At 70.9% G+C, this 23,156-nt stretch carries 19 protein-coding genes, 1 tRNA gene and 1 pseudogene; 11 read left to right on the top strand and 10 right to left on the bottom strand.

Annotation, left to right across the window (positions count from 1 at the left end; genetic code table 11):
- From B9S57_RS29295 to B9S57_RS29285, 3 genes are all read right to left on the bottom strand, one after another.
- Positions 1–1,691: biotin carboxylase N-terminal domain-containing protein (locus B9S57_RS29295; protein ID WP_103516340.1), on the bottom strand; the 1,691-nt coding region annotated here is incomplete at its 3' end.
- 235 nt (positions 1,692–1,926) lie between these two features.
- A complete protein-coding gene (locus B9S57_RS29290; protein WP_258036690.1) occupies positions 1,927–2,874 on the bottom strand; it encodes an NAD(P)-dependent oxidoreductase in 948 nt (315 codons plus the stop codon).
- A gap of 35 nt (positions 2,875–2,909) precedes the next feature.
- A complete protein-coding gene (locus B9S57_RS29285; RefSeq protein WP_103760190.1) occupies positions 2,910–3,899 on the bottom strand; it encodes a ScbA/BarX family gamma-butyrolactone biosynthesis protein in 990 nt (329 codons plus the stop codon).
- Between the two features lie 547 nt (positions 3,900–4,446).
- Between B9S57_RS29285 and B9S57_RS29280 the strand changes: the two genes are divergently transcribed.
- Positions 4,447–5,226 (top strand): response regulator transcription factor, encoded by a 780-nt coding sequence (locus B9S57_RS29280; protein WP_103760189.1) that lies wholly within the window; start codon positions 4,447–4,449, stop codon positions 5,224–5,226.
- 228 nt (positions 5,227–5,454) lie between these two features.
- Entirely contained in the window at positions 5,455–6,108 is a 654-nt protein-coding gene (locus B9S57_RS29275; protein ID WP_103760188.1) for a ScbR family autoregulator-binding transcription factor, read from the top strand.
- A gap of 111 nt (positions 6,109–6,219) precedes the next feature.
- Here B9S57_RS29275 and B9S57_RS29270 read toward each other — a convergent pair whose 3' ends face one another.
- Positions 6,220–6,792: a TetR/AcrR family transcriptional regulator gene (locus tag B9S57_RS29270; RefSeq protein ID WP_103760187.1), complete on the bottom strand. Its 573-nt coding sequence runs from the start codon at positions 6,790–6,792 to the stop codon at positions 6,220–6,222.
- 441 nt (positions 6,793–7,233) lie between these two features.
- Between B9S57_RS29270 and B9S57_RS29265 the strand changes: the two genes are divergently transcribed.
- From B9S57_RS29265 to B9S57_RS29255, 3 genes are all read left to right on the top strand, one after another.
- A tRNA-Arg gene (locus B9S57_RS29265) sits at positions 7,234–7,309 on the top strand.
- 681 nt (positions 7,310–7,990) lie between these two features.
- Entirely contained in the window at positions 7,991–8,434 is a 444-nt protein-coding gene (locus B9S57_RS29260; protein ID WP_103760186.1) for a cytidine deaminase, read from the top strand.
- 121 nt (positions 8,435–8,555) lie between these two features.
- On the top strand, positions 8,556–8,840 hold the full coding sequence (locus B9S57_RS29255; protein WP_103760185.1) for a hypothetical protein: 285 nt from the start codon (positions 8,556–8,558) through the stop codon (positions 8,838–8,840).
- Between the two features lie 51 nt (positions 8,841–8,891).
- Here B9S57_RS29255 and B9S57_RS29250 read toward each other — a convergent pair whose 3' ends face one another.
- Positions 8,892–9,548 carry a response regulator transcription factor gene (locus B9S57_RS29250; RefSeq protein ID WP_103760184.1) on the bottom strand — a complete coding sequence of 219 codons (657 nt, stop codon included), beginning with the start codon at positions 9,546–9,548 and terminating at the stop codon, positions 8,892–8,894.
- Positions 9,545–10,762 carry a sensor histidine kinase gene (locus tag B9S57_RS29245; protein ID WP_103760183.1) on the bottom strand — a complete coding sequence of 406 codons (1,218 nt, stop codon included), beginning with the start codon at positions 10,760–10,762 and terminating at the stop codon, positions 9,545–9,547. The genes B9S57_RS29250 and B9S57_RS29245 overlap by 4 nt, the downstream gene beginning before the upstream one ends.
- A gap of 563 nt (positions 10,763–11,325) precedes the next feature.
- On the opposite strand from B9S57_RS29245, the gene B9S57_RS29240 reads away from it, so the two are divergent.
- Together B9S57_RS29240 and B9S57_RS29235 are read left to right on the top strand one after the other, a co-directional pair.
- Positions 11,326–12,315 (top strand): ABC transporter ATP-binding protein, encoded by a 990-nt coding sequence (locus B9S57_RS29240; RefSeq protein ID WP_103760182.1) that lies wholly within the window; start codon positions 11,326–11,328, stop codon positions 12,313–12,315.
- A complete protein-coding gene (locus B9S57_RS29235; protein WP_103760181.1) occupies positions 12,312–13,346 on the top strand; it encodes an ABC transporter permease subunit in 1,035 nt (344 codons plus the stop codon). Before B9S57_RS29240 ends, B9S57_RS29235 begins: the two co-directional genes overlap by 4 nt.
- Here B9S57_RS29235 and B9S57_RS35990 read toward each other — a convergent pair.
- A pseudogene (locus B9S57_RS35990) lies at positions 13,291–13,491 on the bottom strand (hypothetical protein); the annotation flags it as partial. The gene B9S57_RS29235 and the pseudogene B9S57_RS35990 overlap by 56 nt on opposite strands.
- Before the next feature lie 115 nt (positions 13,492–13,606).
- Here B9S57_RS35990 and B9S57_RS29225 point away from each other — a divergent pair.
- Positions 13,607–14,356, top strand: a complete 750-nt coding sequence (locus B9S57_RS29225) for an ATP-grasp domain-containing protein (protein WP_103760180.1) — start codon at positions 13,607–13,609, stop codon at positions 14,354–14,356.
- Positions 14,357–14,525: 169 nt separating this feature from the next.
- Here the strand turns inward: B9S57_RS29225 and B9S57_RS29220 are convergent, their stop codons facing one another.
- The 3 genes from B9S57_RS29220 to B9S57_RS29210 form a co-directional block, all read right to left on the bottom strand.
- Positions 14,526–15,410 carry an adhesin gene (locus B9S57_RS29220; protein WP_258036689.1) on the bottom strand — a complete coding sequence of 295 codons (885 nt, stop codon included), beginning with the start codon at positions 15,408–15,410 and terminating at the stop codon, positions 14,526–14,528.
- 48 nt (positions 15,411–15,458) lie between these two features.
- On the bottom strand, positions 15,459–17,291 hold the full coding sequence (locus B9S57_RS29215; RefSeq protein WP_103760179.1) for a hypothetical protein: 1,833 nt from the start codon (positions 17,289–17,291) through the stop codon (positions 15,459–15,461).
- A 194-nt stretch (positions 17,292–17,485) separates the two neighbouring features.
- Positions 17,486–20,170 (bottom strand): D-alanyl-D-alanine carboxypeptidase, encoded by a 2,685-nt coding sequence (locus B9S57_RS29210; protein ID WP_181011520.1) that lies wholly within the window; start codon positions 20,168–20,170, stop codon positions 17,486–17,488.
- Positions 20,171–20,365: 195 nt separating this feature from the next.
- On the opposite strand from B9S57_RS29210, the gene B9S57_RS29205 reads away from it, so the two are divergent.
- The 3 genes from B9S57_RS29205 to B9S57_RS29195 all read left to right on the top strand — a co-directional run bounded on the left by B9S57_RS29205 (position 20,366) and on the right by B9S57_RS29195 (position 22,657).
- Positions 20,366–21,085: a GPP34 family phosphoprotein gene (locus tag B9S57_RS29205; RefSeq protein WP_103760178.1), complete on the top strand. Its 720-nt coding sequence runs from the start codon at positions 20,366–20,368 to the stop codon at positions 21,083–21,085.
- Positions 21,086–21,323: 238 nt separating this feature from the next.
- Positions 21,324–22,181: a helix-turn-helix transcriptional regulator gene (locus B9S57_RS29200; protein ID WP_103760177.1), complete on the top strand. Its 858-nt coding sequence runs from the start codon at positions 21,324–21,326 to the stop codon at positions 22,179–22,181.
- Between the two features lie 269 nt (positions 22,182–22,450).
- Positions 22,451–22,657: a DUF397 domain-containing protein gene (locus tag B9S57_RS29195; protein ID WP_014155679.1), complete on the top strand. Its 207-nt coding sequence runs from the start codon at positions 22,451–22,453 to the stop codon at positions 22,655–22,657.
- Positions 22,658–23,156 lie beyond the last annotated feature (499 nt).

Below are 23,156 nucleotides of genomic sequence, written 5' to 3'. Positions count from 1 at the left end.
CCCTTCACGGTGCCGGTGCGGTGGGCGTTGAGGGGTTGTTCCATCTTCATGGCTTCGAGGACGACGATGAGGTCGCCTTCCTTGACTTCCTGGCCCTCTTCGACGGCGATCTTGACGATCGTGCCCTGCATGGGTGAGGCGAGGGTGTCGCCGGAGGCGGCGGAGCCGGTCTTCTTCGCGGCGCGGCGTTTGGGCTTGGCTCCGGCGGCGAGTCCGGTGCGGGCCAGGCTCATGCCGAGCGAGGAGGGCAGGGACACTTCGAGGCGTTTGCCGCCGACCTCGACGACGACGGTCTCGCGTCCGGATTCCTCGTCGGTGTCCTGGTCGGCGGGGACCTGGAAGGGCTTGATGTCGTTGACGAACTCCGTCTCGATCCACCGGGTGTGGATCGTGAAGGGGTCGGCGGTGAACGCGGGGTCGGTGACGACGGCCCGGTGGAAGGGGATCGCGGTGGCCATGCCCTCGACCTGGAACTCGGCCAGGGCGCGGGCGGCGCGCTGCAGGGCCTGCTCGCGGGTCGCGCCGGTCACGACCAGTTTGGCCAGGAGCGAGTCCCACGCCGGGCCGATGACGCTGCCGGACTCGACGCCGGCGTCGAGGCGGACGCCGGGGCCGGTGGGCGGGGCGAAGAGGGTGACGGTGCCGGGGGCGGGCAGGAAGCCGCGGCCGGGGTCCTCGCCGTTGATGCGGAACTCGAAGGAGTGGCCGCGCACCGCGGGGTCGCCGTAGCCGAGTTCCTCACCGTCGGCGATCCGGAACATCTCGCGCACGAGGTCGAGGCCGGTGACCTCCTCGGTGACCGGGTGCTCGACCTGGAGGCGGGTGTTGACCTCGAGGAAGCTGATCGTGCCGTCCACACCGACGAGGAACTCGACGGTGCCGGCGCCGACGTAGCCGGCTTCCTTCAGGATGGCCTTCGAGGCGGCGTAGAGCTCGGCGTTCTGTGCCTCGGACAGGAAGGGGGCCGGGGCCTCCTCGACGAGCTTCTGGTGGCGGCGCTGGAGCGAGCAGTCACGGGTGGAGACGACGACGACGTTGCCGTGGGTGTCGGCCAGGCACTGCGTCTCGACGTGGCGGGGCTTGTCGAGGTAGCGCTCCACGAAGCACTCCCCGCGGCCGAACGCCGCGACCGCCTCACGGACCGCCGAGTCGTAGAGCTCCGGGATCTCCTCAAGCGTGCGGGCCACCTTCAGACCACGCCCGCCCCCGCCGAAGGCCGCCTTGATCGCGATCGGCAGGCCGTTCCTCTCCGCGAACTCCACGACCTCGCCCGACCCGGACACCGGGTCGGGGGTGCCGGCCACGAGCGGGGCACCGGCACGCTGGGCGATGTGCCGGGCGGCGACCTTGTCACCCAGATCCCGGATCGCGTGCGGCGGCGGACCGATCCACGTCAGACCCGCGTCCAGCACCGCCTGCGCGAACTCCGCGTTCTCCGACAGGAACCCGTACCCCGGATGGACCGCGTCCGCCCCGGAATCCTTCGCCGCCTGCAACACCTTCGCCATGTCCAGGTAACTCGCCCCCGGAGTGTCACCGCCCAGAGCGAACGCCTCATCGGCCGCCCGCACATGCAGAGCATCCCGGTCCGGATCGGCATAGACGGCCACGCTCGCGATTCCGGCATCCCGGCAAGCCCGAGCAACACGGACAGCGATTTCACCACGGTTGGCGATGAGCACTTTACGCACGATGAACGTCTCCTGACTCGCTCGGAGTCACCAGACTGTTCGATCCCCGCCCTTGTGTTCAACGCATGGGGGTACAGAACTGGGTGGACATTCCCAGGAGTCGTCCAGCTGTGTCGAGAGACTGGCAGGAAATGGTCAGACGCCCGTCAAAAGTCCCCGAAGAGCGGGGAGTTCTCCCCAGAATGGCGGATGCGGCAGCCGGTACGGCCGCCGCATCCGGACAGGACGGTGACGCTCAGGCCGCCCGGACCACACGTCGGTACCACTCCCGCGACTCCGCGAAATCGCTGTCGAATCCGGGGCCCGGCGTCTGGTCCAGATCAGCCCACAGCGGGGCACTGTCGAACCAGTGATCGGTGGCCAGCATGTCCAGTGCGTGCAGCGGCAGACTCGCCGCGGTGAGCCGTTCGCGCGCCTCCCCGAGGGACATACGGCCGTGGGCCGGGGGCAGTTCCATGCACCCGGAGACGGCGCGCAGCAGATCGGCCGCGGTGACCGGCCGCGGGTGCGCGGCGTGGTAGACGGACGCGGTCAGCCTCCCGGCAGGCGCGGACCCCACCCCCATGACCAGCCGGGCCAGTTCGGGCGCGGCGACGGCGGACATGCGGGCGTGCCACCCCGCTGAGGCGCCGGACAGGGCCCGCAGCAGCCACGCCATTGCGGGGACGACCCAGGTGTCCCCCGTCCCGTACACCAGATGGGGCCGGAGCACGATCCCTCCGGCGGCGCGTACGACGTCCTCGGCGACGGCCCGGGTCCTGGAGGTGGGCGACCCCGGGCGGCGTTCGAGCCCCTCGGGGCCGGCGCTGCGAAAGGTCCCGCGGCCGTACACGGAAGCGGTACTGAGATAGACGACGCGCCGCACCCCCGCGCGCTCCGCCTCCGCGACCAGGGCCGCGGTTCCCCGGGCGTTGACCGCTTCGTTGACGTCGTCCGCGCCGCCGATCTGCGAGGCGCAGTGCAGCAGGACGTCCACTCCTTCGCAGGTGCCCCGGAGCGACTCCGGCCGAGCGAGATCCGCCACGACCTCCTGCACGGGGCGGGACCCGGTGCGCGCGGTCCCGGCCGGGACCGGCCGGGGGCGGCGCGACATCAGTCTGAGCGGTACACCCCTGCTCCGGGCCTCCTCGGCGACGTGACGGCCGATGAATCCGGTGGCCCCGGTGATCATGGTGGTGTGCACGCGGCACTCTCCAGTCGACTCGACGCGGGCGGGCTTCAGCGGTCGCGGGGCCGGAGCACGAGGTCGGCCGAGTACACGGTCTGGCCCTGCTGGGTGCCCTCCACCGTCACCCGGACGACGCCGGACGCGTCGGGGCGGCCCGGGGTCGCCTCGATCAGACAGGGCGCGTCGAGCTCGGCGTAGCGGGTGAAGGTGCTGTCGAGGGCGAGGACGAGCGCGTCGGCCATGCCGGTGGAGGCGTGCGCGGCCTGCCGGGCCGCCTCCAGGAGGACCATGCCCGGGACGTGGTCGACCGGGTGGTCGAAGAAGATCGGGTGCGTGGTGTCGACGCGCAGCGCCCACCGGTTCGCTCCGGCCTCCGCGTCGCCCTCGGCCAGGACCACGTGCCCGGCCCCGGTGCGACCGACGCGCGCCGGGTCGATCGGGCGGCCCGGTATGTAACCCGTGCTGGTGGGGCGGTCGCCCCGCAGCCGCCGGTGCACAGCGGGACTGGTGCAGCTGAAGCCCGCGCGCCCGGTGGCCAGGGCCACTCCGTCGACGACGGCGGTGACGTCGTACCGCATGCTGCTGAGCGTTCTCCCTCGCCGGACCACGTCGCTGCAGACCGTGTGCAGCTCGAGCTCGGTCGGCGCGGGGCCGGCGACGAGCATCTCCGCGGTGGTCGCGAAGGACATGTCCCACATCAGGAACTGGTGCCCGAAGGGAGCCCCGAACTCCGCGTGGGACAGCAGTGATCCGATCTGCCGGACCGACTCGATCAGCAGCATCGGGTCCTGATAGCCCGCCACCTGCGAGAAGAGGGAGTGCCCCCGGGGCCACTGCGCCCGCACGACGAAGGATTCGGCCCCGTCGGCAGGGCTGTCCGGGGCCTGCTCCCATCCGGTGAGCAGCACCTCGGAGACGGAGGCGCGGTGGACGTACTGGCGCGGCACGGTCGTGGTGAGTTCCGGACGCGACACCGCGGGGCGCGGGGTCAGGGCGATGCTGCTGCTGGGCTCGTACGGTGCTGAGGCAAGGGACGGCATGCGTGGCACTCCCGATCTATGTCTCTGGACAGGGGTGAGCAAGCCTGACGCCGGCAGCCACCCCCGTGGCCGACGATTCGTTGCTGGGTCCCAAGATACAGACAGGTCGGTTCGTAATATCAAGTAAAAACTTGGTCTGCCCGCCTGCAGAATCGGATGTACCGCACAGGCACCACCCTCCTCGGGGATCGACAGCAGAGCTCTCGACTTCGGGCGAAAGTGGACCGCTGGTGACATACACACCACACACGCCGGACATTCAGTCACTTCGCGCCCTCACGCTGTCCCTGTTCGAAAAACAGGCAAGCTTGCCGGATAAGTCTTCTGATCAGGCATCCAGACACCCGAGGGGCACGCGGAGCGAGCCTCGCGAATTGCCGACCAATTCCCCATAAAATGACAGACGTTGCAGTTCACAGAGGGGTGGCGACACCCAGCCTCGCCGAGCCGCTTCGCCGTTGACAATCAGACAAGTCTGTTTGCTATCTTCGGTGAGCGTGAGCATTCAGCAGTCCGTGATGTCACGTCTGTGCCTCAGGAGGAGCAGATGAACCGGCAGGCCTCAGATCTACTCGAACCCCGGACCACTCAGCATCGCCCCGGGGTTCCCCAGCCGCACCGCATCACAGCCCTGCCCCAGCCACCCGGCGCCGGGGACCGTGACGTACTGCGGGTGCTGGTCGTCGAGAACGAGGAACGCGCCGCCGACACGCTCGTCCAGGCCCTGCTCCGGCAGGGCTACGACGCCGAGAGCGTGGCCACCGGCGGCAAGGCCCTGCAGGAGCACCACCAGGCCGACCTGATCCTGCTCGACCTCGATCTTCCCGACCTGGACGGCCTCGAGGTCTGCCGCGGCATCCGGGCGGTCAGCGACACCCCGATCATCACGGTCACCGCCCGCGGCAGCGAACTCGACCGCGTGCTGGGGCTCCAGGCCGGCTCGGACGACTACATGGTCAAGCCCTACGGCTTCCGCGAACTGCTGGCCCGGATCGAGGCGGTGATGCGGCGCTCCCGCCCCCGGCAGGAGATCGCCCGGACCGTCGACCACGGCCCGCTGCGCATCGACGCCACCACACGCGAGGCCACGCTCGACGGCCGTCAGGTGGACCTCACCCGCAAGGAGTTCGACCTCCTCCACCTGCTCGCCTCGCAGCCGGGGGCGGTCATCTCCCGGCGCCAGCTGATGACCCAGGTCTGGGAGGACACCTGGTCGCAGCGCGGGCGCACGATCGACACCCATGTGAGCAGCCTGCGCGGCAAGTTGGGGTCGAGCAGCTGGATCATCACCGTACGGGGGGTCGGCTTCCGCCTCGGACACCCCTGAGGTGCTCCCGGCGGCGGCCGAGGCCCGGGGGCGGCGCGGCCGCAGCCCCGGCGCCCTCGGCACCCGCACGGCCGGCCGCCTCCGGAACGCTCGCCCCGGCCTTCGCGCAACCCTCGCCCCCGGGGTCTTTCCGGAATGCCCGCCCCCGGGTAATGACGTCACCCGGTGTTTCGCCGTAGGATGCAGACAAGTCGGTTTGATATCCAGTGGCGAGCGCAAGGATCCGGGATGGGTAAGCAGGAACGCGGAACACGGTCGCGACTCTCGATCCTGGAAGCCGCCGCCCGGGTGTTCGACGCCCGCGGCTTCGACGCCGCCAGCACCAACGAGATCCTGGCGAGCACGGGCCTGACCCGAGGCGCCCTGTACCACCACTTCCCCTCCAAGGAAGCCATCGCCATCGCCCTGCTGGCCGCGCACGACGAGGCACTGGTCGTCCCGGAGCGGCAGGTGAAGCTCCAGTCGGTCATCGACCTCACCTTCGAGTTCGCCTTCCGCCTCCAGCGCGACCCGGTCCTGCGGGCGAGCGTGCGCCTGGCCGTGGAACAGACGTCTTTCCCCCGCCCCGTGACCACGCCGTACGAGCAGTCGAGCGCGGCCATACTCGAGCTGCTGAGGCAGGCGCAGCAGCAGGGCGAGATCCTGCCGGGCGTGGACCTGACCGAGGCGACGTCGATCATCATCGGCGCGTTCACCGGGATGCAGGTGATGTCGCAGATGTATACGAACCGGAGCGACCTCCCGGAGCGCATCAGCACGCTGTGGCGGTTCCTGCTTCCGGGGCTGGCCAACCCCGGCATGATCAGCCACCTCCGGATCACCGCGCTCCAGCCCCCGGCCGAGCCACCCGCCACCCGGACCCCGGCGGCGGCTCAGGTCTGAGCCCGGACTCGCCGCCTGGCACCTGATTCAGGTCTGCCTGGTTCGGGGCTGGGCCCTGGCTCGAGCCCGGTCTCGGCTCAGGCCTGGGTCCCGTCAGGTTTGGGTTCCGGCTCAGGCCTGGGTACCGGCCGCCTCTTCGGCCCCGGCGAACAGCGGCCGCAGAATGCCCCAGAGCCGCTCCGTCTGCCGGGGGTCCCACCACCCGCTGTCGGTGTACCCGAGCGACTCGAGACCGGCGGTGACCACCACGGCCAGATCCGCCAGCGCGTCGGGGGCCGCGCCGCCCCGGGCGTCCGCGACCATCCGGTCACGGACCATCCCCAGGACCTCGTCCCGCAGCAGCGGCGCACTGTCCGTTCCGTCGGCGCCCAGCCCCATCCCGGCACAGATGAGTTGGTCCTTGGCCATCGCGGCCCCGAGCGCGACGCTGAACCGCGCGGGGCCGTCGGCCGCCGGCCCCGCGAAGGAGTCCTCGACGAGAACCGTCGCCCGCTCGCGCGCCTGCGCGTACACCTCGGCCACGAGCTCCGCGATGGACGCGAAGTGGTGGTAGAGCGCCCCCCTGCTCACGCCGGCGACCCGGCAGATGTTCACCAGCCCGGCATCGGCGAAGCGCCCGGTGGCTATGAGTTCCGCCGCAGCGCTGACGAGAGCCTCGCGGGTCTGCTCGGACCTCTTGTACATGGGCCTGCGCCTGCCTCTTCCTCGAAACGGCACCCAGAAAAGGTCGGGGAAACCTACCGGCGCCACTGCCTAAATCGGAATCATACAAGTCTGCCGGTATCCCGGACCACCCTCTGACACGACTCTGTTCATCGCCCACCAGCCGAACCCGACAATTTCCCTCAGCTATCCCTATATGACCGGAGTTGACCGAGAACGACCCTAAGAGTAATAGAATTGAAAACAGACCACCCTGTCCGTTACCCGGTCACCACCCCCTTCCCCGCCGAGAACAACATCCGACAGGACCCCAGGTCGCCACGGCCACGCCCCGCCACCCCCGCACCTGGCGGACCCACCCGCTACACTGATCCCGGCGCACGGCCTCGGCCGGGCACCACACGGCTCACGGGAAACCGAGTGCCCGGGTCCACCGGTCCCGACACACGTTGCCGGGGCCCCGCCTTCGTAGCTCAGGGGATAGAGCACCGCTCTCCTAAAGCGGGTGTCGCAGGTTCGAATCCTGCCGGGGGCACCATGCCTGAACAGGCACGACGCCAAAGGCCCCGGACCGATCATGGTCCGGGGCCTTTGGCGTGCACGAGCACAGTCACTGACGACCGGGACGCTTCCCTGCTCCTCCGATCAGTCTCCAAATGGCGCCGGGATCAGCGAATCACCTGGAAAGGGGTGCTCCACCCACGGAGCATCGAAACGCGTCAAAATCAGGCACTCATGAGCGAATGGTCTGAGACGGGCAGGCACAGCGGAGCCCCCTCACCGGTCGAGAGGGGGCTCCATCAGCGCTCGGTCAGCGGGACGCGGGCGGAATGCTCTGGTCGTACTGTCCGTGGGCGCGTCCCGCAGGAACGAGGAGATCACGTCAATCGCCCTGCTCGGAACGGCTTGCTGGTGAACCGGGAGTAGGACGTTCAGTTCACGGGTTCGTTCTTGGCAGGAATCTGGAATCCCGAAGACACCTCGCCCGAGTTGCCAACGTGCACCGACACCTGGGGGCTCCCGACCGAATTCTGCCGCGCCCAGGTCAGAGCGTTGCGGCCTGGCACCTACGGATTTCCGCAGGTGCCAGGCCTTTTGCGGTGATACGTGACGGCAGTCGTGCCCGAGGCCAGGGGCCCGCCGATCGGATCGCTGCCCCCGGCACGAGGCCCTCGTGAAAGCCCATGACTGTCACTGAGCGTTCTGCCAGACTCCGGGCATGAAACTCGACCAGGACCTCGTGGAAGCGGCCGTGGAACTCATGGACCGCCGCTGGCCCGCGGGGGAACCCGGCGGCGCTGCCGCCGTACGGCTCGCGGACGGCGGCATCCTCACCAGCGTCGGCCTGGACAACATGCACGGATCGGTCGCGCTCTGCCAGGAGACCGGGGCGTTCGTCCAGGCCTACACCCAGGACCGGATCGTCACCGCCTCGGTCTGCGTCTGCCGTGATCCGGAGCGCGACAGGATCCTGATCCTGCCGCCCTGTGGCGTCTGCCAGGAGCGGCTCGCGCTCTGGGGGCCGTCCGTCGAGGTCGCCGTCCCTCAGGAAGGCGATCCCGTCCGTTGGGAGGCACGGACCCTCGCGGAGGTGAACCCCTACTACTGGGGCACGCAGTTCGCCGACGGAAAGTGGCCCTCGGGGGCGCAGCACTCCGAGTGATGCATGTGCGCGTCTCCCGTGCGAGGGGAGGGGCAGCCCGTGGCCGTGACCAAGGCCCCGGCCACGGCGAGCGGTGGCCTCGTCCGGTGGTCTGTGGCCCCGCAGGTGCGATCATCCACGGATGGCAGACGCACGACTCCCCGCCGGGTGGACCCTTCAGCAGATCCGCGACGTGTCCGGGGACCAGGGAGCCGTCGTCCTGGATCCGGACCGGCCCGTGAAGTGGGTCGTCCCCGACGGCGCCGACGAGGTGATGCGCCCCGAGATCGTGCTCGGGTTCCACGGCCTGTGCCTCGTGAAGTCCGTCGACGACGGCGACTGGTACATGGGCAGCCTGTACGACGACGGCAGCATCGGCTGCTGGGCGGGCTGCGCGAACCTGTACGAGGGGCTGCGCGGCCTGTAGGGACGCGGGCCGCGTCGGCGGGGCCGGATGTCCGCGCCGGGCGGACCGGGCTCACCCCCGCCCGTCGACCAGGCCGGATTCCCAGGCCCAGGCGGCGATCTCCACGCGGTTACGGGCGGACAGCTTGGTCTGCACGTTGGCGAGGTGGGTCTTCACCGTGCCCACCGAGATGGTCAGTCCGACCGCGATCTCCGCGTTGGTCAGTCCTCTGGCCACCAGACGCACCAGGTCCGTCTCCCGCGCCGAGAGCGCCGTCCGCGGCTCCCGGCGAGGGGGCGCGGCGGTGGTGAGACGTCGCAGCAGCCGGACGGTGACGGCCGGGCTCACCAGCGCCTCTCCGGAGGCGGCCGCCCTGATGGCCTCCACCAGCAGGGCCGGGCCCGAGTCCTTGATCAGGAAGCCGGAGGCGCCCTCGCTCAGGGCGCGCTGGACGTACTCGTCGTCGTCGAACGTCGTGACCACGACGACCTTCGGCGGATTCACGGTCCCGGGGCGCGTCAGCCTGCGCAGCGCCTCCAGCCCGTCCATGCGGGGCATGCGGATGTCCATCAGGACCACGTCGGGCCGGTGACGCTCGGCCAGTTCGACGGCGAACAACCCGTCCGCGGCCTCCGCGACGACGTCGATGTCGTCCTCGGCGGCGAGGATCATCGCGAACCCCGCACGGACCATGGCCTGGTCGTCGGCGATCAGCACCCGGATCGTCATGAGGCCACCGCCGCTGCCGCGGTCACCGGGAGCACCGCCTCGACGCCCCAGCCGCCTGACGTCACCGGGCCCGCCTGGACGGTCCCGCCGATCAGGCCCACCCGCTCGGCCAGGCCCTTCAGCCCGAAGCCGCTCCGGGAGCCCTGGCGCGACCGGCCGTCGTCGCCGACCCGTACGGTGAGCCGGTCTCCCGCGCGGTCCACGCGCACCCGCACCTCGGTGCATCCGTGGGCGTGTTTGCGTACGTTGGTGAGGGCCTCCATCACCACCCGGTGTGCGGTGGTGGTCACCTCCACCGGCAGGTCGTCGAAGGTCCCCTCCAGGTCGAGCCGGGCCCGGGCTCCGCCGACGGCCGAGAACTCCTCGACGAGCGAACGCACTTCGCCGATGCCGGCCAGCGGCGTCAGTGCCACTTCTCCGTCGGCGTCGCGCAGCATCCCCACCATGTGGCGCATCGACGTCAGCGCCTCCGAACCCGCCTGCTCGATGCGCTGGAGTGCGGGCGGTACCAGTTCGGGCCGCCGGTCCGCGATCGCATGGGCTCCCTGCGCCTGCACGACGATGCCGGTCACATGATGGGCGACGAAGTCATGGAGGTCCCTGGCGAACTCCGTCCGCTGCTCCAGCCTGAGCGCCGCCGCCTGCCGCCGCCGGTCCACCAGGAGCAGGCGCATACCGAGGCCGGTGCCCAGCGCGACGACCGCCACCAGGGCGAAGATCAGCGCCATGATGGTGGTGGACTGCCTCACCTCCACCGACACCGGCCGCAGCACGATCGCCGCCAGGAGCGCGGGGACGGCCACCGCGGCCCACGACGGCCTGCCCCGTCGGGCGACGATCAGCAGGAGCCACACCAGCGACGCCGGTTCGGCGAATCCCAGGGCCTGCGAGCCGACCGACGCTTCCAGGTGCAGCACCGCCGAAAGGCACAGTGACACGGCCGCGAGGGCGCTCCCGGCCGCCGGGAGCGCGCGGCTCCCGAGCCGGGACGAGGCACCGACGAGGGCGATGCCCAGCAGGGCGCCACCCAGCTTGGCGGGGCCGAGCGCGGAGGGGCCGTTGTCCGGGAAGCGGTAGAAGTCGCCGCCCGCCCAGTCCATCACGACGAGGGCGGCCAGGGCCCCGACCAGCAGCAGCCGGGCCGTGACGGGCAGCGGGTGCTGCCGTCCGATTCCCCGGGTGGCCGCGACCACCTCGTTCGCCGCCTTCGGCATCCCTCTCACGGTCCCTCCCGCCGACCGGCCGAAAGTCCGAGCCGGCCGCTCATGATCTGTCTTTCGCCCGATCCGCCGCGGCGCGTGGCGGAGAAGAGTGGTCTCCACCGGGCGGCGATCGCCTTTCCTCACCCAAGGAGCATGTCATGATCACGGCCGACCACACCCCGGCGGGGAACCCCCGCGGGTACCGGTGCGCAGGTACCGGTGCGCGCGTCGGGGCCCTGCCTCCCCTTCCCGTTCCGGCGCGTCGTCCGGGTCGCCGTGACCCGTGCCTCGGCAGACCTGTACGGGCGGACGTGCCGTGACCCGTGCCTCGGCACGACCGTACGGGGACGGGAACACCCCGGCCGCCCTCCCCCGGCCACGTCCGCCCGTCGGCGGACCGGAGCCGGACCCGAGCCCGACCCGAGCCGGACCGGAGCAGAGCCGATCCGGACCCGAGCCGGCCCTGCCGGCCCCACCGGCCGCCCGCGCAGGCGCAGGCGCTTTGCCCCGACACACACAACCGGCCCCTCCTCCCCGTACAGGGCCGTTCCTCCCCCACGCTCAGGAGCCCACCGATGGAATACCCGGACATGCACCACGGAAGTGGAGCGGGTTTCGCACCCCGCTCGGGCGAGCCCGCGATCGAGGCCCGTGGGCTCGGCAAGGAGTACCGGCGCGGCTGGGCCCTCCAGGACGTCTCCTTCCGGCTGCCGGCCGGGCGGGTGTGCGGCCTGGTCGGCCCCAACGGGGCCGGCAAGAGCACCCTGATGGGGCTGGCCACCCACATGATCCGGCCGACCGCCGGCGCCCTGCGGGTCTTCGGTGCGGCGCCGGGGTCGACGGAGGCCGTTTCGCGGACCGCGTTCCTGACGCAGGAGAAGCCCCTGTTCCGGCGCTTCACCGTGGCCGAGACCCTGCGGCTGGGAAGCGAGTTCAATCCTCGCTGGGACCAGGAGGTCGCCGAGGGCATCGTCCGCGCGGGCCAGGTGCCGCTGAAGGCGAAGGTCGGAACTCTGTCGGGCGGGCAACGCACCCGGGTCGCCTTCGCCCTGGCCTTCGGGAAACGCCCCGACCTGCTCATCCTCGACGAGCCGACGGCCGATCTGGATCCGCTGGTCCGCCGCGAACTCATGGGCACGCTGAAGGCGGAGGCCGCCGAGCACGGCACGACGGTGCTGGTGTCCTCGCACATGCTCGCCGAGCTGGAGCACATCTGCGACTACCTCCTCGTCGTGGCGGACGGCGGACTGCGTCTCGCCGGCGAGGTCCACGAACTGCGCGCCGCGCACGCCCTGCTCGACGTCCCGGCGCGTGACCCGTCCCCCGCCGCCGCCCCGCACACGGTCATCGACTCCCACCGCGGCGAAGGCCGCCCGGGCGTCCTCGTACGTTTGGGCGGACCGATCGCGCACGACGGACCGGCGGCCGAGCCCCCCACCCTGGAGGAGCTCCTGCTCGCCTATCTCCGATCGCCCGACGCGCCTGCGCTGATCACCCCCGGCGCCCGGCCCGGCGACATCCACGACATCATCACCCGCGACCGGACGAAGGCTGTGACCGTATGACCACCCTCACCCGGGACCCGGCTCACGCGTCTCCCGCAGGTCGCCCGCACGACGGACGGGGCTCACGGCCGACCGGATTCCGGCTCGGCGGTCCTGCCTGGCTCGTGTGGCGCCAGCACCGCGCCGCGTTCTGGACCGTCATCGCGCTCACCCTCGTCGGCGTGGTCGTCATGATCCACCAGCGCGGACAGATGACGGACTACCTGGCCGCCCATGACGCATCCGGGGCGAAGGGCGGCATGCCGGGCGAGTTCGAGAAATACGCCGACCGCGTGTTCAGCGTCGGAAGCTGTCTCGGCTACCTCCCCGTCCTGGCCGGCGTCTTCCTCGGTGCCCCGCTCATCGCGGGTGACCTCGAATCCGGCACCGCCAAGCTGGTGACCTCGCAGTCCGTCGGCCGGCTGCGGTGGCTCACCGTGAAGCTCGCCGTGCCCGCCGCCCTGCTCGCCCTGTGCACGGCGCTGCTCACCACCGCGTTCAGCTGGTGGTGGAGCCCGGTCAAGGGGCGTTCCGCCTCCCTGTCATGGACCTCCTTCTTCGACGTCACGGGTGTCATACCGGTGGCCTACGTCCTGCTCACGTTCGCCGTGGGCGCGGCGGTGGGCATGCTCCTGCGCCGCACGCTGGCGTCGATGGTGGTCACGCTCGGCATCGTCGTGGCGATCGGGTTCGTCTGGGACGAGTGCTGGCGGAGCCTCGGGAACGTCCGGTCGATCAGCACCGACCAGGGCGTCGGGCCCGGCGCCGTACGTCCGGAACTGCCCGCCCAGGCGGAGCAGCAGGGGCAGGGCACCTACTTCCTCACCGGCACCGGGGACCGTCTGGACTGGACGACCTGCCTCGACACGTCGGAGAACGCCCAGGACCACGCCTCCTGCCTGGACTCCCGGCACGTCATCGGCTGGTCCATCGACTATCTCCCCGCCTCCCAGATGCAGACGATGCAGTGGCTCGGAGCCGGCATCATGCTCGCCGTCACCGCCGCCGTCGTCGCGTTCGTCCTGATCCGGGGCCGGACGCGTCTCCTGTGACCCACGGGACGGCCTGGCTCTCCCTCGCGCCTTCCAGGACCTCCGCGATCACCTGCCGGGCCGTCGCCGCCATCACCGGGTTCGACGTCCGGTGGGACGAGAGTTCCATCAGCGCGATCGAGAGTGCCCAGCCCCTGCCCCGCGCCCGCATCGGTCTTCGTCTCCTTGGCGTGCACCCGCCCCGTGGAAGCCGGACCCCGCCGCGCTGTCGAACGAAATCCGGTGGTCCGGGGACCCCCGCTGCGGCAGGATCCGTACGCATGCCCCTCATCCTCCCGCCCCGTCTCACCGACTCCGCCCGGACGCTCCGCGACACCGCCCGGCGCCGGGGTCTGCGAACGGTCCAGCTGCCGGATCACACGGTGCCCGGGGAGCTGCCCGACGGGGACGCGTATCTGCACGCCGGTCCGTCCTTCGCCGATGCCGTGGCTCCCGCACTGGGCATCGCACCGCTCGAAGCGCCCGCCGACTGGCTGTCCCGGCTGCCCCCGGCGTTCCTCCGGCGCGAGATCCGTGCCGTGCCCATCCGTGAGGCGTACGGGCTGCGCCGCCCCGTCTTCGCCAAGTCGCCGAACGACAAGAGCATTCCGGCGCTGGTCTACACGGACGGGTCCCGGCTGCCGGGGCCGGACGCGGTCGATCCGGAGACGGTGGTGCTGGTGAGCGATGTCGTCGTGTTCGAGGCGGAGTACCGGCTGTATCTGCTCGACGGCCAGGTCCACACCGGCAGCCGGTACGCCACCTCGGGGCGACTCGACCTGGCCCCCCTGTCCCCCGGGGCACACGCCTTCGGATCGGAGCTGCTCGATGCCGTCGGGCCCACCCTGCCGTCCGCGATCGTCGTCGACGTCGGAGTCACCGACGCGGGGCAGTGGGCGGCCGTCGAGGCCAACGCCGCCTGGGCCAGCGGCTGTTACGCCGCCGACCCGGAACGTGCGCTGGACGTGGTGCTGAGGGCGGCCGGCCCTGCCGCGCACCTGACGGAACGGGACCGCGCGTACGTCCGGTGAGCGGGCGGACGGTCACCGGGCACGCATCGTTCAGCGGTGCGACCAGTCACGGGGCCACCCGGTCACCGGGCCACCCGCGCTGCTGGAGAGGCTGGGCGCGGCCCTCGTGGCCCGTCACCGGCCTTCCGGGCCCGCTCCCACCGGGTCACCGGGTCACCGGGTCACCGGGTCACCGGCACGACGCCTTCAGCTGCGCCGCCGCGTGGTGCGCGCCCACCAGCGCCGCGTCTCCCCAGTCCCGGCCCCGGTCGACCAGCTGCACGGCGAAGGTGTCCCCCTTGACCGGGTAGGTCCGTACGTCGACGGCCGTGCCCCGGTGCTCGGGCTGACTCACGGCGAAGCCCGTGTAGGCCGAGTCGGTGTTCCGAGGGTCGGAGAGGACCCGGTACACGGTGGGGTCTCCCGCCACATCCCGGTCGCGGACGCTGCTGGGGACGAAGACGGTCAGCGCGCACTCGCGGAAGCCCTCACCGAGGTGCCAGGACCAGACGGCGCTGCTCCCCCGGTCCTGGCCGGGGCTGCCCGACATCGGGACGGCGCTGAACCGGCCGTCGCAGGAGCTGTCCGTGAAACCCCCCGTGTCGACGGTGTACCAGCCCGCGTCGCCCTTCTCGAAGCGCCCGTACTCCGCGTAGCCGCCCGTGGTGCACCCCGGTCCCGCCCACTCCGTGAAGCGGTATCGGCCCCCGTCGTCAGGGGGTTGAGGTGCGTCGTCACCGGGCGGCCCGGTGTCCTCGGGCCCGATCCGGGTCGGCGCCCCGCCGCCGATCGGCACCGGTGCGGCGCCGGCCCGGCCCGTGGCCTCCGGGCGGACGCCTCCGGCCCCCGCGGCGAGCAGGGACACGGCGGTGGCCAGCCCCCCCACGGCCACGGCGACCCCCGCAGCCAGCAGCACCTTCCGTCTCCTGGGCAGGGTGGAGACGCGGCCCGTCAGCGTCTCCCGGGCGATCCAGGAATCGCTCCCGCGCGGCGCGCGTTCCGCGGAACCGCACCCGGGACAGACCATGCCCGGCAGCGGACCGATGTGTTCGCCGCCGCAATGTTGGCACCTCATGGCAGCACACCTTGCCAGTGCTGCCTGCCCGTAGGGAGGGTTCCCGCACTATTGACGCAGTTCCTCAGGACACGGCGTGCCCGGTTGCAGCTGGTACGGCGCCGCCAGGCGGTAGACACCGGGGCGCGGCGCGAGGAGCTCGGTCCACTCGTCGCCGTCCCCGTCCTCGTCCACCTTGATCAGGCAGCCGTGGGCGTTCGTGAAGTCCTTGGGGGCGTCCCCGTCCTCCGCGGAGCGCTTCTTCGAGGCCTCCGTCTCCTGCGGGCGCTCCACGCTCTTGCCCTGGTCGTCGACGAGGGCGAGCCAGCGGGAGTACGGGATCCGGATCAGGACCCGTCCCGCCGACTGCACGCGGATCGTCAGCTTGTCGTCGCCGGCGCGCTCCACCGTCGCGGGCGGATCGGCGAGCGGCACCGGGTCCAGGACCCGGAAGAGCTTCCAGTTGGCGTCACTCCAGACCGCCCTCAGATAGGGCTGCCCCTTCTCGACGAGGGCCGCCTCCTGCTCGCCCCCGGAGTCCGGCTTCCCCTTCGGCAGCACCACGTAGTGCACGGCCCAGCGGTCCAGCCACTCGCGGTAGTTCACCGCGTCGAGGGTGTCGTCGTAGAAGAGGGGGTTGCGCTTCATGTCGGCCTGCCGGTTCCAGCCCCGGGCCAGGTTGACGTACGTGTCGAGCGCCGAGGCCTCCCGGTGGCTGCTGGGGGGCACCACCTCGACGCGCCCCTTCTCCGCGTCGACCTTCTGGAGCTGGTCGACCAGCGGGGCCAGTTCACGGGTCCACGAGGCGGTGGGGGCGGTACGGACGATGTCGTCGATCCCCTTGAAGCCGATCCAGAAGTTCAGCCCCACGAAGACGAGGACCAGCGCGTACCAGCGCCGGGTGCGCGGAGCCGTGTACGGCAGCGCGGCGAGCAGGACGACACCGGCGAACAGCATCGCCATGCGTGACACGTTCGAGCCGATCTGCGAGTCGACCACGTAGGTCAGCAGCGTCCCCGATCCGTAGACCGCGGCGGCCGTGCGCACGGTGTGCCAGTCGCGGGGCACCAGGACGAAGACGAGGACGGCGTACAGGAACGGCAGCGAGAGGGTGCCCAGCGCCATCGGCTGCGTGCCGGAGAACGGGAACAGCCACGCGGAGAGCACCACCACCAGGACGGGCGGCAGCCCGATCGCGTACGCCCCGGGACGCCGTTTGTTCAGGAAGAGCGCCGCGGCGACCACGCCGAGGAAGAGCCCGGCTACCGGGCTGCCGGCCGTCGCGAGACCGGCCAGCGGCGCGGCGACGACGGCTTTCGCCCACCTCTTGTACCGCCAGCGATGGGGCCAGCAGAAGACGGCGGCGACGGCGCCGAGCGCGAACATCATGCCGAGCCCGAACGTCACCCGGCCGGACAGGGCGTTGCACAGGTACGCGAAGACACCGGCGAGCGCGCACGCCAGCGGGTTACGGACGGCGGGAACCCGCACCAGGATCAGGGCGGTGAGCGCCGAGGACACCGTGCCGGCGATCATCATCGTCGTACGGACGCCCAGCACCGACATCAGGTAGGGCGACACGACGCTGTAGGAGACGGGGTGCATGCCCCCGTACCAGGCGAGGTTGTACGCCGTGCCGGGGTGACGGCCGACGAACTCGGACCAGGCGTCCTGAGCGGCGATGTCGCCGCCGCTGTTCGCGAAGAAGAAGAACCACAGGATGTGCACGGCGGCGGCGACCGCGGTCGTCACCAGGACCGGGTGGCGACCGAGGCGGCTCCGTGCCGAGCCGCGGGAGCCGTCGTCGTCCCCGACGGGCTGCGCCGGGATCCGGACGGACCGTGCTGCGGCGGGAGGCACGGGCGGACTGTCGTTGGCCCGTGTCGGCTCAGCGGTGGTCACTGCGACTCTCCCCGTCCCTGCCCTGGCCTGCCGAACCGTCGGTCTGCCGCGCCGGCCTCATCCGTACCCGGAAGGACGCGTCCCGGCGCCCCACCGTTGCTCGGGACGCTAGCACGCAGCATTTTCTCCGCGCCGGTCTATCGCCGGACAGTTCCCCGCCCCCGCGTGGCGGGGGCGGGGAACCGGCCGGTCACTCAGGTGATGCGGGTGAGCTTGTCGCCGAAGGCCGGTTCCGTCATCTCGCTCTGCAGGGCCACGGGGACCGAGACCTTGCCCGTCCCCGTGCCGACGGTCACCTCGCCCACGACCGTGCCCGCCGCGGCCTGCTGCGCCGGGACCGCGCCTCCGTCGGTCAGCTTGAGATCGACCTCGAGCCCGCCCCATCCGACGGCCTTCAGTTCCTTGGTGGCGACCAGGGGGGTCTGCTTGCCGAAGCCGTTGTCGACGTACCCGACGACCTGGCCCTTCTTGAGGACGGTGGCGGAGTCGACCCCCTTCTGGGCGGCCTGGATGAGCTGGAAGCTGTTCTGGATGGCGCGATCCAGCTTGGCGTACAGGGTGCCGTCGGTGTTCGCGCCCATCACCGCACCGATGATCCGGCGGGACTTGCCGTCGACGACCGTGTCGGCGGTCCAGAGCAGGTTGCCGCCGGCCGGGGTCGACGATCCGGTCTTGATCCCGCTGACCCCGTCCTTCAGGAGGATGGTGTTGTTGTTGTAGATCTTGCCGACGCCCGGGATGTCCGCCTGCGGCATGTTGACGATCTCGCGGAAGATGTCGTTCTGCATGACCGCCTTGCCCAGGTTGATCTGGTCGGCGGGCGTGGAGACGGTGGAGGACTTCAGACCGCTCGGATCCGTGTAGGTCGAGTTCGTCATGCCGAGGTCCTCGGCCGCCGCGTTCATCTTCTCGACGAAGGCCTTCTCCGTGGTGGCGTCCCAACGGGCCAGCAGCCGAGCCACGTTGTTGCCCGACGGGATCATCAGCATCTGGAGCATCTGGCGCTCCGTGTAGGTGTCGCCCTCCTTGATCCCGGCCGTCGACTCGTCCGTGATGGCGGCCTCCTTGGCCGCCTGCTTGTCGACCTCGATCTTCTCGCCGGTCTGCTCACCGGTGATCGGGTGGCCCTTCAGGATCACGTAGGCGGTCATCACCTTCGCCATGCTCGCGATCGGCGCGGACTTCTCCTTGCCGTACGAGCCGATGGTGCCGACGCCCTCGACCTCGACGGCGCCCTGGCCCTCCGCCGGCCACGGCATGTCCAGCTTGTCGCCCCCGAAGGTGTACGTCGGGGAGGCGGACAGCGTCAGCGTCGGGTCGGGAAGCGGGCGCACCGACTGCGCGATCGCAAAGACGATCAGGGCGAGCAGGACGAGCGGCGTCCAGATCTTGACCCGGCGGACCGCCGTGCGCACCGGTGTCTCCGGGGGCGGCGGGGTGTTCGTGAGCTCGGCCAGCAGGTCGAGCGGTGGCCTGGGCGGCATGGGCTGCTGCCGGGTCCGCTCGGCCTCGGCCGGACCGGCCCCGGGGCTCGCGGGCGTCCCCGGCCCCGCGGTGACGTCCGGGGTGACGGTGGGGCCGACCACGGCAGCGGGGGGCACGTCGTCCGAGCGCAGCGGCACGAACGTGCTGGTCCGCTCGGCGGGCGCCTCGGCAGGGGTGGAGCCGGAGGCCTTGGCGGCCCAGGACGCGGGCTTCCGGCCGGCCTCCGACTCCTTCGGAGGGAGCTTCAGCGCGGTCGTCGGCTGGTCGACCTGCTCGGTCCGCAGGGCCTTGAAGACGGCGGTCGGATGATCGATTCCTCGCCCGTCACGCGCGGGCTCCGCGTCCTCGGCGGGCGAGGATTCCCCGCGGGTCCTCGGGACGCGCGGAGCGTCCTCGGAGGCGCTGACGGCCGGCACGTCGGCGGTGTCGGGGGATGCCTCGGACCCGGCGGCGGTGTCACTGCCGGCATCGGGCTCGGACTCGGCATCGGCGTCGGACTCGGCGTCGCTGTCGGACTCGGCCTCGGACTCGGACTCAGCCGTCGCGTCGCGCCCGTCGGCGTCCGTCGTCCCGCCGTCGTCCGCCGACGCCTCGGCGCCGGCCTTCGCCGGCTTCCCCTCGGCGGCTGCCGGGCCGTCGTCGCCGCGGACCGCTTCGTCCTCGCGCCCGTCCCCGTCCTCGCCGTCACTGCTCCGAGCCGCGGATTCGTCGTCCGGCCCGGTCGCCACCCACGCCGCGACAGCGGCGCGCAGCCGTGCGTCGGTCGGGGTCGACTCGGCAGCGGGCTCGGCGCCGGCCCCGGAGGAACCGGAGGCCTCGGAGGCCCCGGAGTCCGCGCCGGAGTCCGGGTCGGAGTCCGGGTCGGAGTCCGGGTCGGAGTCCGGCTTCGCCGAGCCCGACGCGGTCTCGGCCCGCTCGCCGGAGTCGCCATCCGCATCCGGGTCGGCAGCGGACTCCGGGCCGGGTGCGGCCTCGGCCTCGGAAGCCGGAGCGCTTTCGGACGCGGCGTCCGCGTCCGCGCCGGAGTCCGGGTCCGCCCCGTGGGCCGAAGGTCCGTCCTCGTCCGCGGAAGCCTCAGGCGCCGCCGTGGCCGCCCCGGTCGCGTCCTGCGCCTCCGCGGGCCCCTCTGCCTCCTCGCGGGGCGCAGAAGCCCCCTCAGGGCCCTCAGAGCCCTCCGAGGGGGCCGCCGCACCCTCGGGCGCTTCGGACTCCCCGGAGTGCGGGAGGCGGAAGACAGCGGTCTCCCGGTCCGTCTCGGCGCCGGTCGTCCCGTTCGCCGTATTCCCGTCCGCCCCGGCGCCCGGTTCGCGGAACACGGCGAGGCGCGGATCGCGCTCCTCAGCCGTCCCCGACGACTTCCGCTGCTCCGACTTGTCGGGGGACTCGCCCGCCACCGATTACCTCCTTGATGCGCAGCGGGGCCATGCCCGCACTGTCCGAACCATCTACCAGTGTCCTGTGTGAACCCTTGGCCGAACCGCTAGACGAGGACGACATACCTAACGGTTCCCTCACAAAGCACCCAGGCACCCTCGACAGACCAATGTGAGAGGGGTCACCCTGTCACTCATCCACGCGGGGAGGCATGGATGGGCAGGAGCCGCAGAACGATTCCGGAGGAGCTTCTGCTGCTCGCTCTGGACCCGACCACGGGTACCACAGCGCAGCCGCAGTCGCTCGACCTCGGCCTGGCCGGGGCACAGCTAGTAGAGCTGGCTCTGGCAGGACGGATAGCCCCTGACGGGGATCGTATAGCCGTGGTGATGCCACGGCCGACAGGAGATCCGACTCTGGACTCCGCACTGGAACTGCTGCGCCGTCGTGGCAGTCCGGTTCGGGCGGTCCACTGGATCGGCGGACCCCGACTGGGACTTCGCCAGATCTATCTCGCTCACCTGGAGCGGTGCGGCATGGTTCATGCCGTGGCGGGCCAGATGTGCGGAGTGCTGCCGACGACTCGCTACCAGGCGACGGACACGGCGATCAGCCGGGACATCAGAGCCCGGCTGGACAGTGCGATCCGCACCGGCGTACCGCCGGACCCGCGGACCGCGGCGCTCGCCGCACTGGCCCACGCGGTCGGACTCGGCAAGCACCTGTACCCCGGTAACGAGGGGCGCTCATCGCGCTCCCGGCTCCGGGACCTGATCAGACACGACCCGATGGGCGGTCTCGTGGCGCACGCCGTGATGGACGTCCAGAACGGTGTGGCCGTCCAGCCACGCCGTAATCAGCAGACGGCGGGCGTGCCGTTGCAGCCGCAAGCGCAAGCACGGCACGGCAGCATGGTGCACACCTCCGTCCACTGACAGCACGACCGCGCGGACACCTGCGCGGAGTACCGAATACCGCCGTACCGACGTCCCCATGACCCGGTTCGGGAGCCGCACCAGGCGCGGGGCAGCCGGATCCACCGGCTGCCCCGCGCTCTTGCGTGCCCCCGGCGCGTGTGGCGATTTCCCAGCGCGGCCGGGTGCACGAGTGGCAATCTGCTGAGCAGTAGACACACACAGCTACGACAGCTGCATAGCCGGAGGTGCCGTTCCCGTGCCGACCAACGTCAATCCCACCGTCAGGCGACGCCGGCTGGGCCAGGAATTGCGCCGCCTCCGCGAGATCAAGGGCATGACGGCCGAGGAGGTGGCGGAGCGGCTGCTGGTCTCGCAGTCGAAGATCAGCCGCCTGGAGAACGGCCGCCGCTCCATCAGCCAGCGCGACGTGCGCGATCTCTGCGGGGTGTACGAGGTCGAGGACCACCGCGTCGTCGACTCCCTGATGCAGATGGCCAAGGACTCCCGCCAGCAGGGCTGGTGGCACGCCTTCGGTGACATCCCGTACAGCGTCTACATCGGGCTGGAGACCGACGCCGAGTCCCTCCGCGTGTACGAGCCCCAGATCGTCCCGGGGCTTCTGCAGACCCGGAGTTACGCGGAGGCGCTGATCAACGGAGCGCTGCCCGAGGCGCCGCCCTCGGACATCGAGAAGCGGGTGAACGTCCGGGCCCGCCGCCAGGACCGGGTCAACGCCCCCGAGCACCCCCTGCGCCTGTGGGCCGTCATCGACGAGTCCGCCCTGCGCCGGCTCGTCGGCGGCAAGCAGGTCATGATCGAGCAGTTGGAACACCTCGTGGAGCAGTCCCAGCTGCCCCACGTCACCGTGCAGGTACTGCCTTTCGACATGGGAGCGCACCCCGGCATCAACGGCCAGTACGCCATTCTGGAATTCCCGGACGCTGCGGACTCCAGCGTCGTCTACATCGAAGGGGTCACCAGCGACCTCTACCTGGAGAAGGCGAATGACGTGCAGCGCTACAGCGTCATGTACGAACATCTGCGGGCACAGGCGCTGAATGTGGACCAGACCCGCCAGTTCATCAGCGACATCACCAAGGGATACACCCGCTGACAGCGTCCCGGCGGCCCGCCGGAACCCGTCGGACACCCACGAGAACAGGACAGTCCGACAACGACTGATGTGCAGGAATTGCTCTGATGTAAGTGAGGTGGGGGCGGAAAGATACACCGTCACCACCTCATAGCGGAAGACCTGCATGGAATATGCCATCCGGTCGAGTGAACGGCCCCACCACCAAGCGATGTTGGCGAGTAGCGTCGATCACGCCAACAGGAACGAAGTTGGTGCCACTCACATCAACTCTCTGAACCGGAGTGAACATGGCTATTCTTCAGGGTGCTACGGAAAACTGGACGAAGTCGTCGTACTCCGGCGGCAACGGGGCATGTGTCGAAGTGAAGTCACCCGTCACGCAGGCCATCGCCGTGCGTGACTCGAAGGCCCCCGAAGGGCCCTCGCTCTCCTTCGTCTCCGGAGCGTGGAACACCTTCGTGCGCGACGTCGCGTCGGGTTCGATCAACGCCTGACCGGTACGCCGGTCACCATGCGCCGCACCGTGTCCGGTCGTCGCGCACGACCGCCAGGCGCCCTCTCGACCGGCCCGCCGTCCTGACCGAGAGGGCCCGGACCACCACCGGACACAGGGTGACGCCGATCGGCGTCACCGCACACCTCACAGCTCAACAGCCGGCACGGACAGCGCATGGAGCGCCGTCGGTGCGCAGGCATCGCATGGTTCAGCATTCCCCCTTCTTCGGCCGCACGGGACCCGCATCCCGTGCGGTCGTTTCTGCATTCTCGGGCGTTCCCGCCTTGCGTCGTTCTCTGCACAGCCTGACGAAGTGCCCGATCATCGTGTGGCCGTGGTCACGTTCACGACAACGCCCCACAAGGTCAAGAACACGTAAAATTGTTCGGCTTGCTGATCTGCGTTCACATCTCTGATCGAGAAAACCTTGACCGAGGCCCCGGGCAAGCGGTTCAATCCCCGAAGTCCCCCGTTCCCGCGCGGGGGCACCGCTGAAC

The sequence above is a fragment of the Streptomyces sp. SM10 genome (genome assembly GCF_002910915.1).
Classification (GTDB): domain Bacteria; phylum Actinomycetota; class Actinomycetes; order Streptomycetales; family Streptomycetaceae; genus Streptomyces.
Note: the sequence above shows the minus strand (reverse complement) of the source record. Positions and strands in the feature narration are given on the sequence as shown.

Coding starts and splice junctions, on each gene's coding strand:
- B9S57_RS29240 (WP_103760182.1), top strand. CDS start 11,326: ATGGAATACCCGGACATGCACCACGGAAGTGGAGCGGGTTTCGCACCC.
- B9S57_RS29195 (WP_014155679.1), top strand. CDS start 22,451: ATGGCTATTCTTCAGGGTGCTACGGAAAACTGGACGAAGTCGTCGTAC.
- B9S57_RS29270 (WP_103760187.1), bottom strand. CDS start 6,792: ATGTACAAGAGGTCCGAGCAGACCCGCGAGGCTCTCGTCAGCGCTGCG.
- B9S57_RS29220 (WP_258036689.1), bottom strand. CDS start 15,410: ATGAGGTGCCAACATTGCGGCGGCGAACACATCGGTCCGCTGCCGGGC.
- B9S57_RS29255 (WP_103760185.1), top strand. CDS start 8,556: ATGGCAGACGCACGACTCCCCGCCGGGTGGACCCTTCAGCAGATCCGC.
- B9S57_RS29245 (WP_103760183.1), bottom strand. CDS start 10,762: ATGCCGAAGGCGGCGAACGAGGTGGTCGCGGCCACCCGGGGAATCGGA.
- B9S57_RS29275 (WP_103760188.1), top strand. CDS start 5,455: ATGGGTAAGCAGGAACGCGGAACACGGTCGCGACTCTCGATCCTGGAA.
- B9S57_RS29280 (WP_103760189.1), top strand. CDS start 4,447: ATGAACCGGCAGGCCTCAGATCTACTCGAACCCCGGACCACTCAGCAT.
- B9S57_RS29285 (WP_103760190.1), bottom strand. CDS start 3,899: ATGCCGTCCCTTGCCTCAGCACCGTACGAGCCCAGCAGCAGCATCGCC.
- B9S57_RS29225 (WP_103760180.1), top strand. CDS start 13,607: ATGCCCCTCATCCTCCCGCCCCGTCTCACCGACTCCGCCCGGACGCTC.
- B9S57_RS29235 (WP_103760181.1), top strand. CDS start 12,312: ATGACCACCCTCACCCGGGACCCGGCTCACGCGTCTCCCGCAGGTCGC.
- B9S57_RS29260 (WP_103760186.1), top strand. CDS start 7,991: ATGAAACTCGACCAGGACCTCGTGGAAGCGGCCGTGGAACTCATGGAC.
- B9S57_RS29250 (WP_103760184.1), bottom strand. CDS start 9,548: ATGACGATCCGGGTGCTGATCGCCGACGACCAGGCCATGGTCCGTGCG.
- B9S57_RS29205 (WP_103760178.1), top strand. CDS start 20,366: ATGGGCAGGAGCCGCAGAACGATTCCGGAGGAGCTTCTGCTGCTCGCT.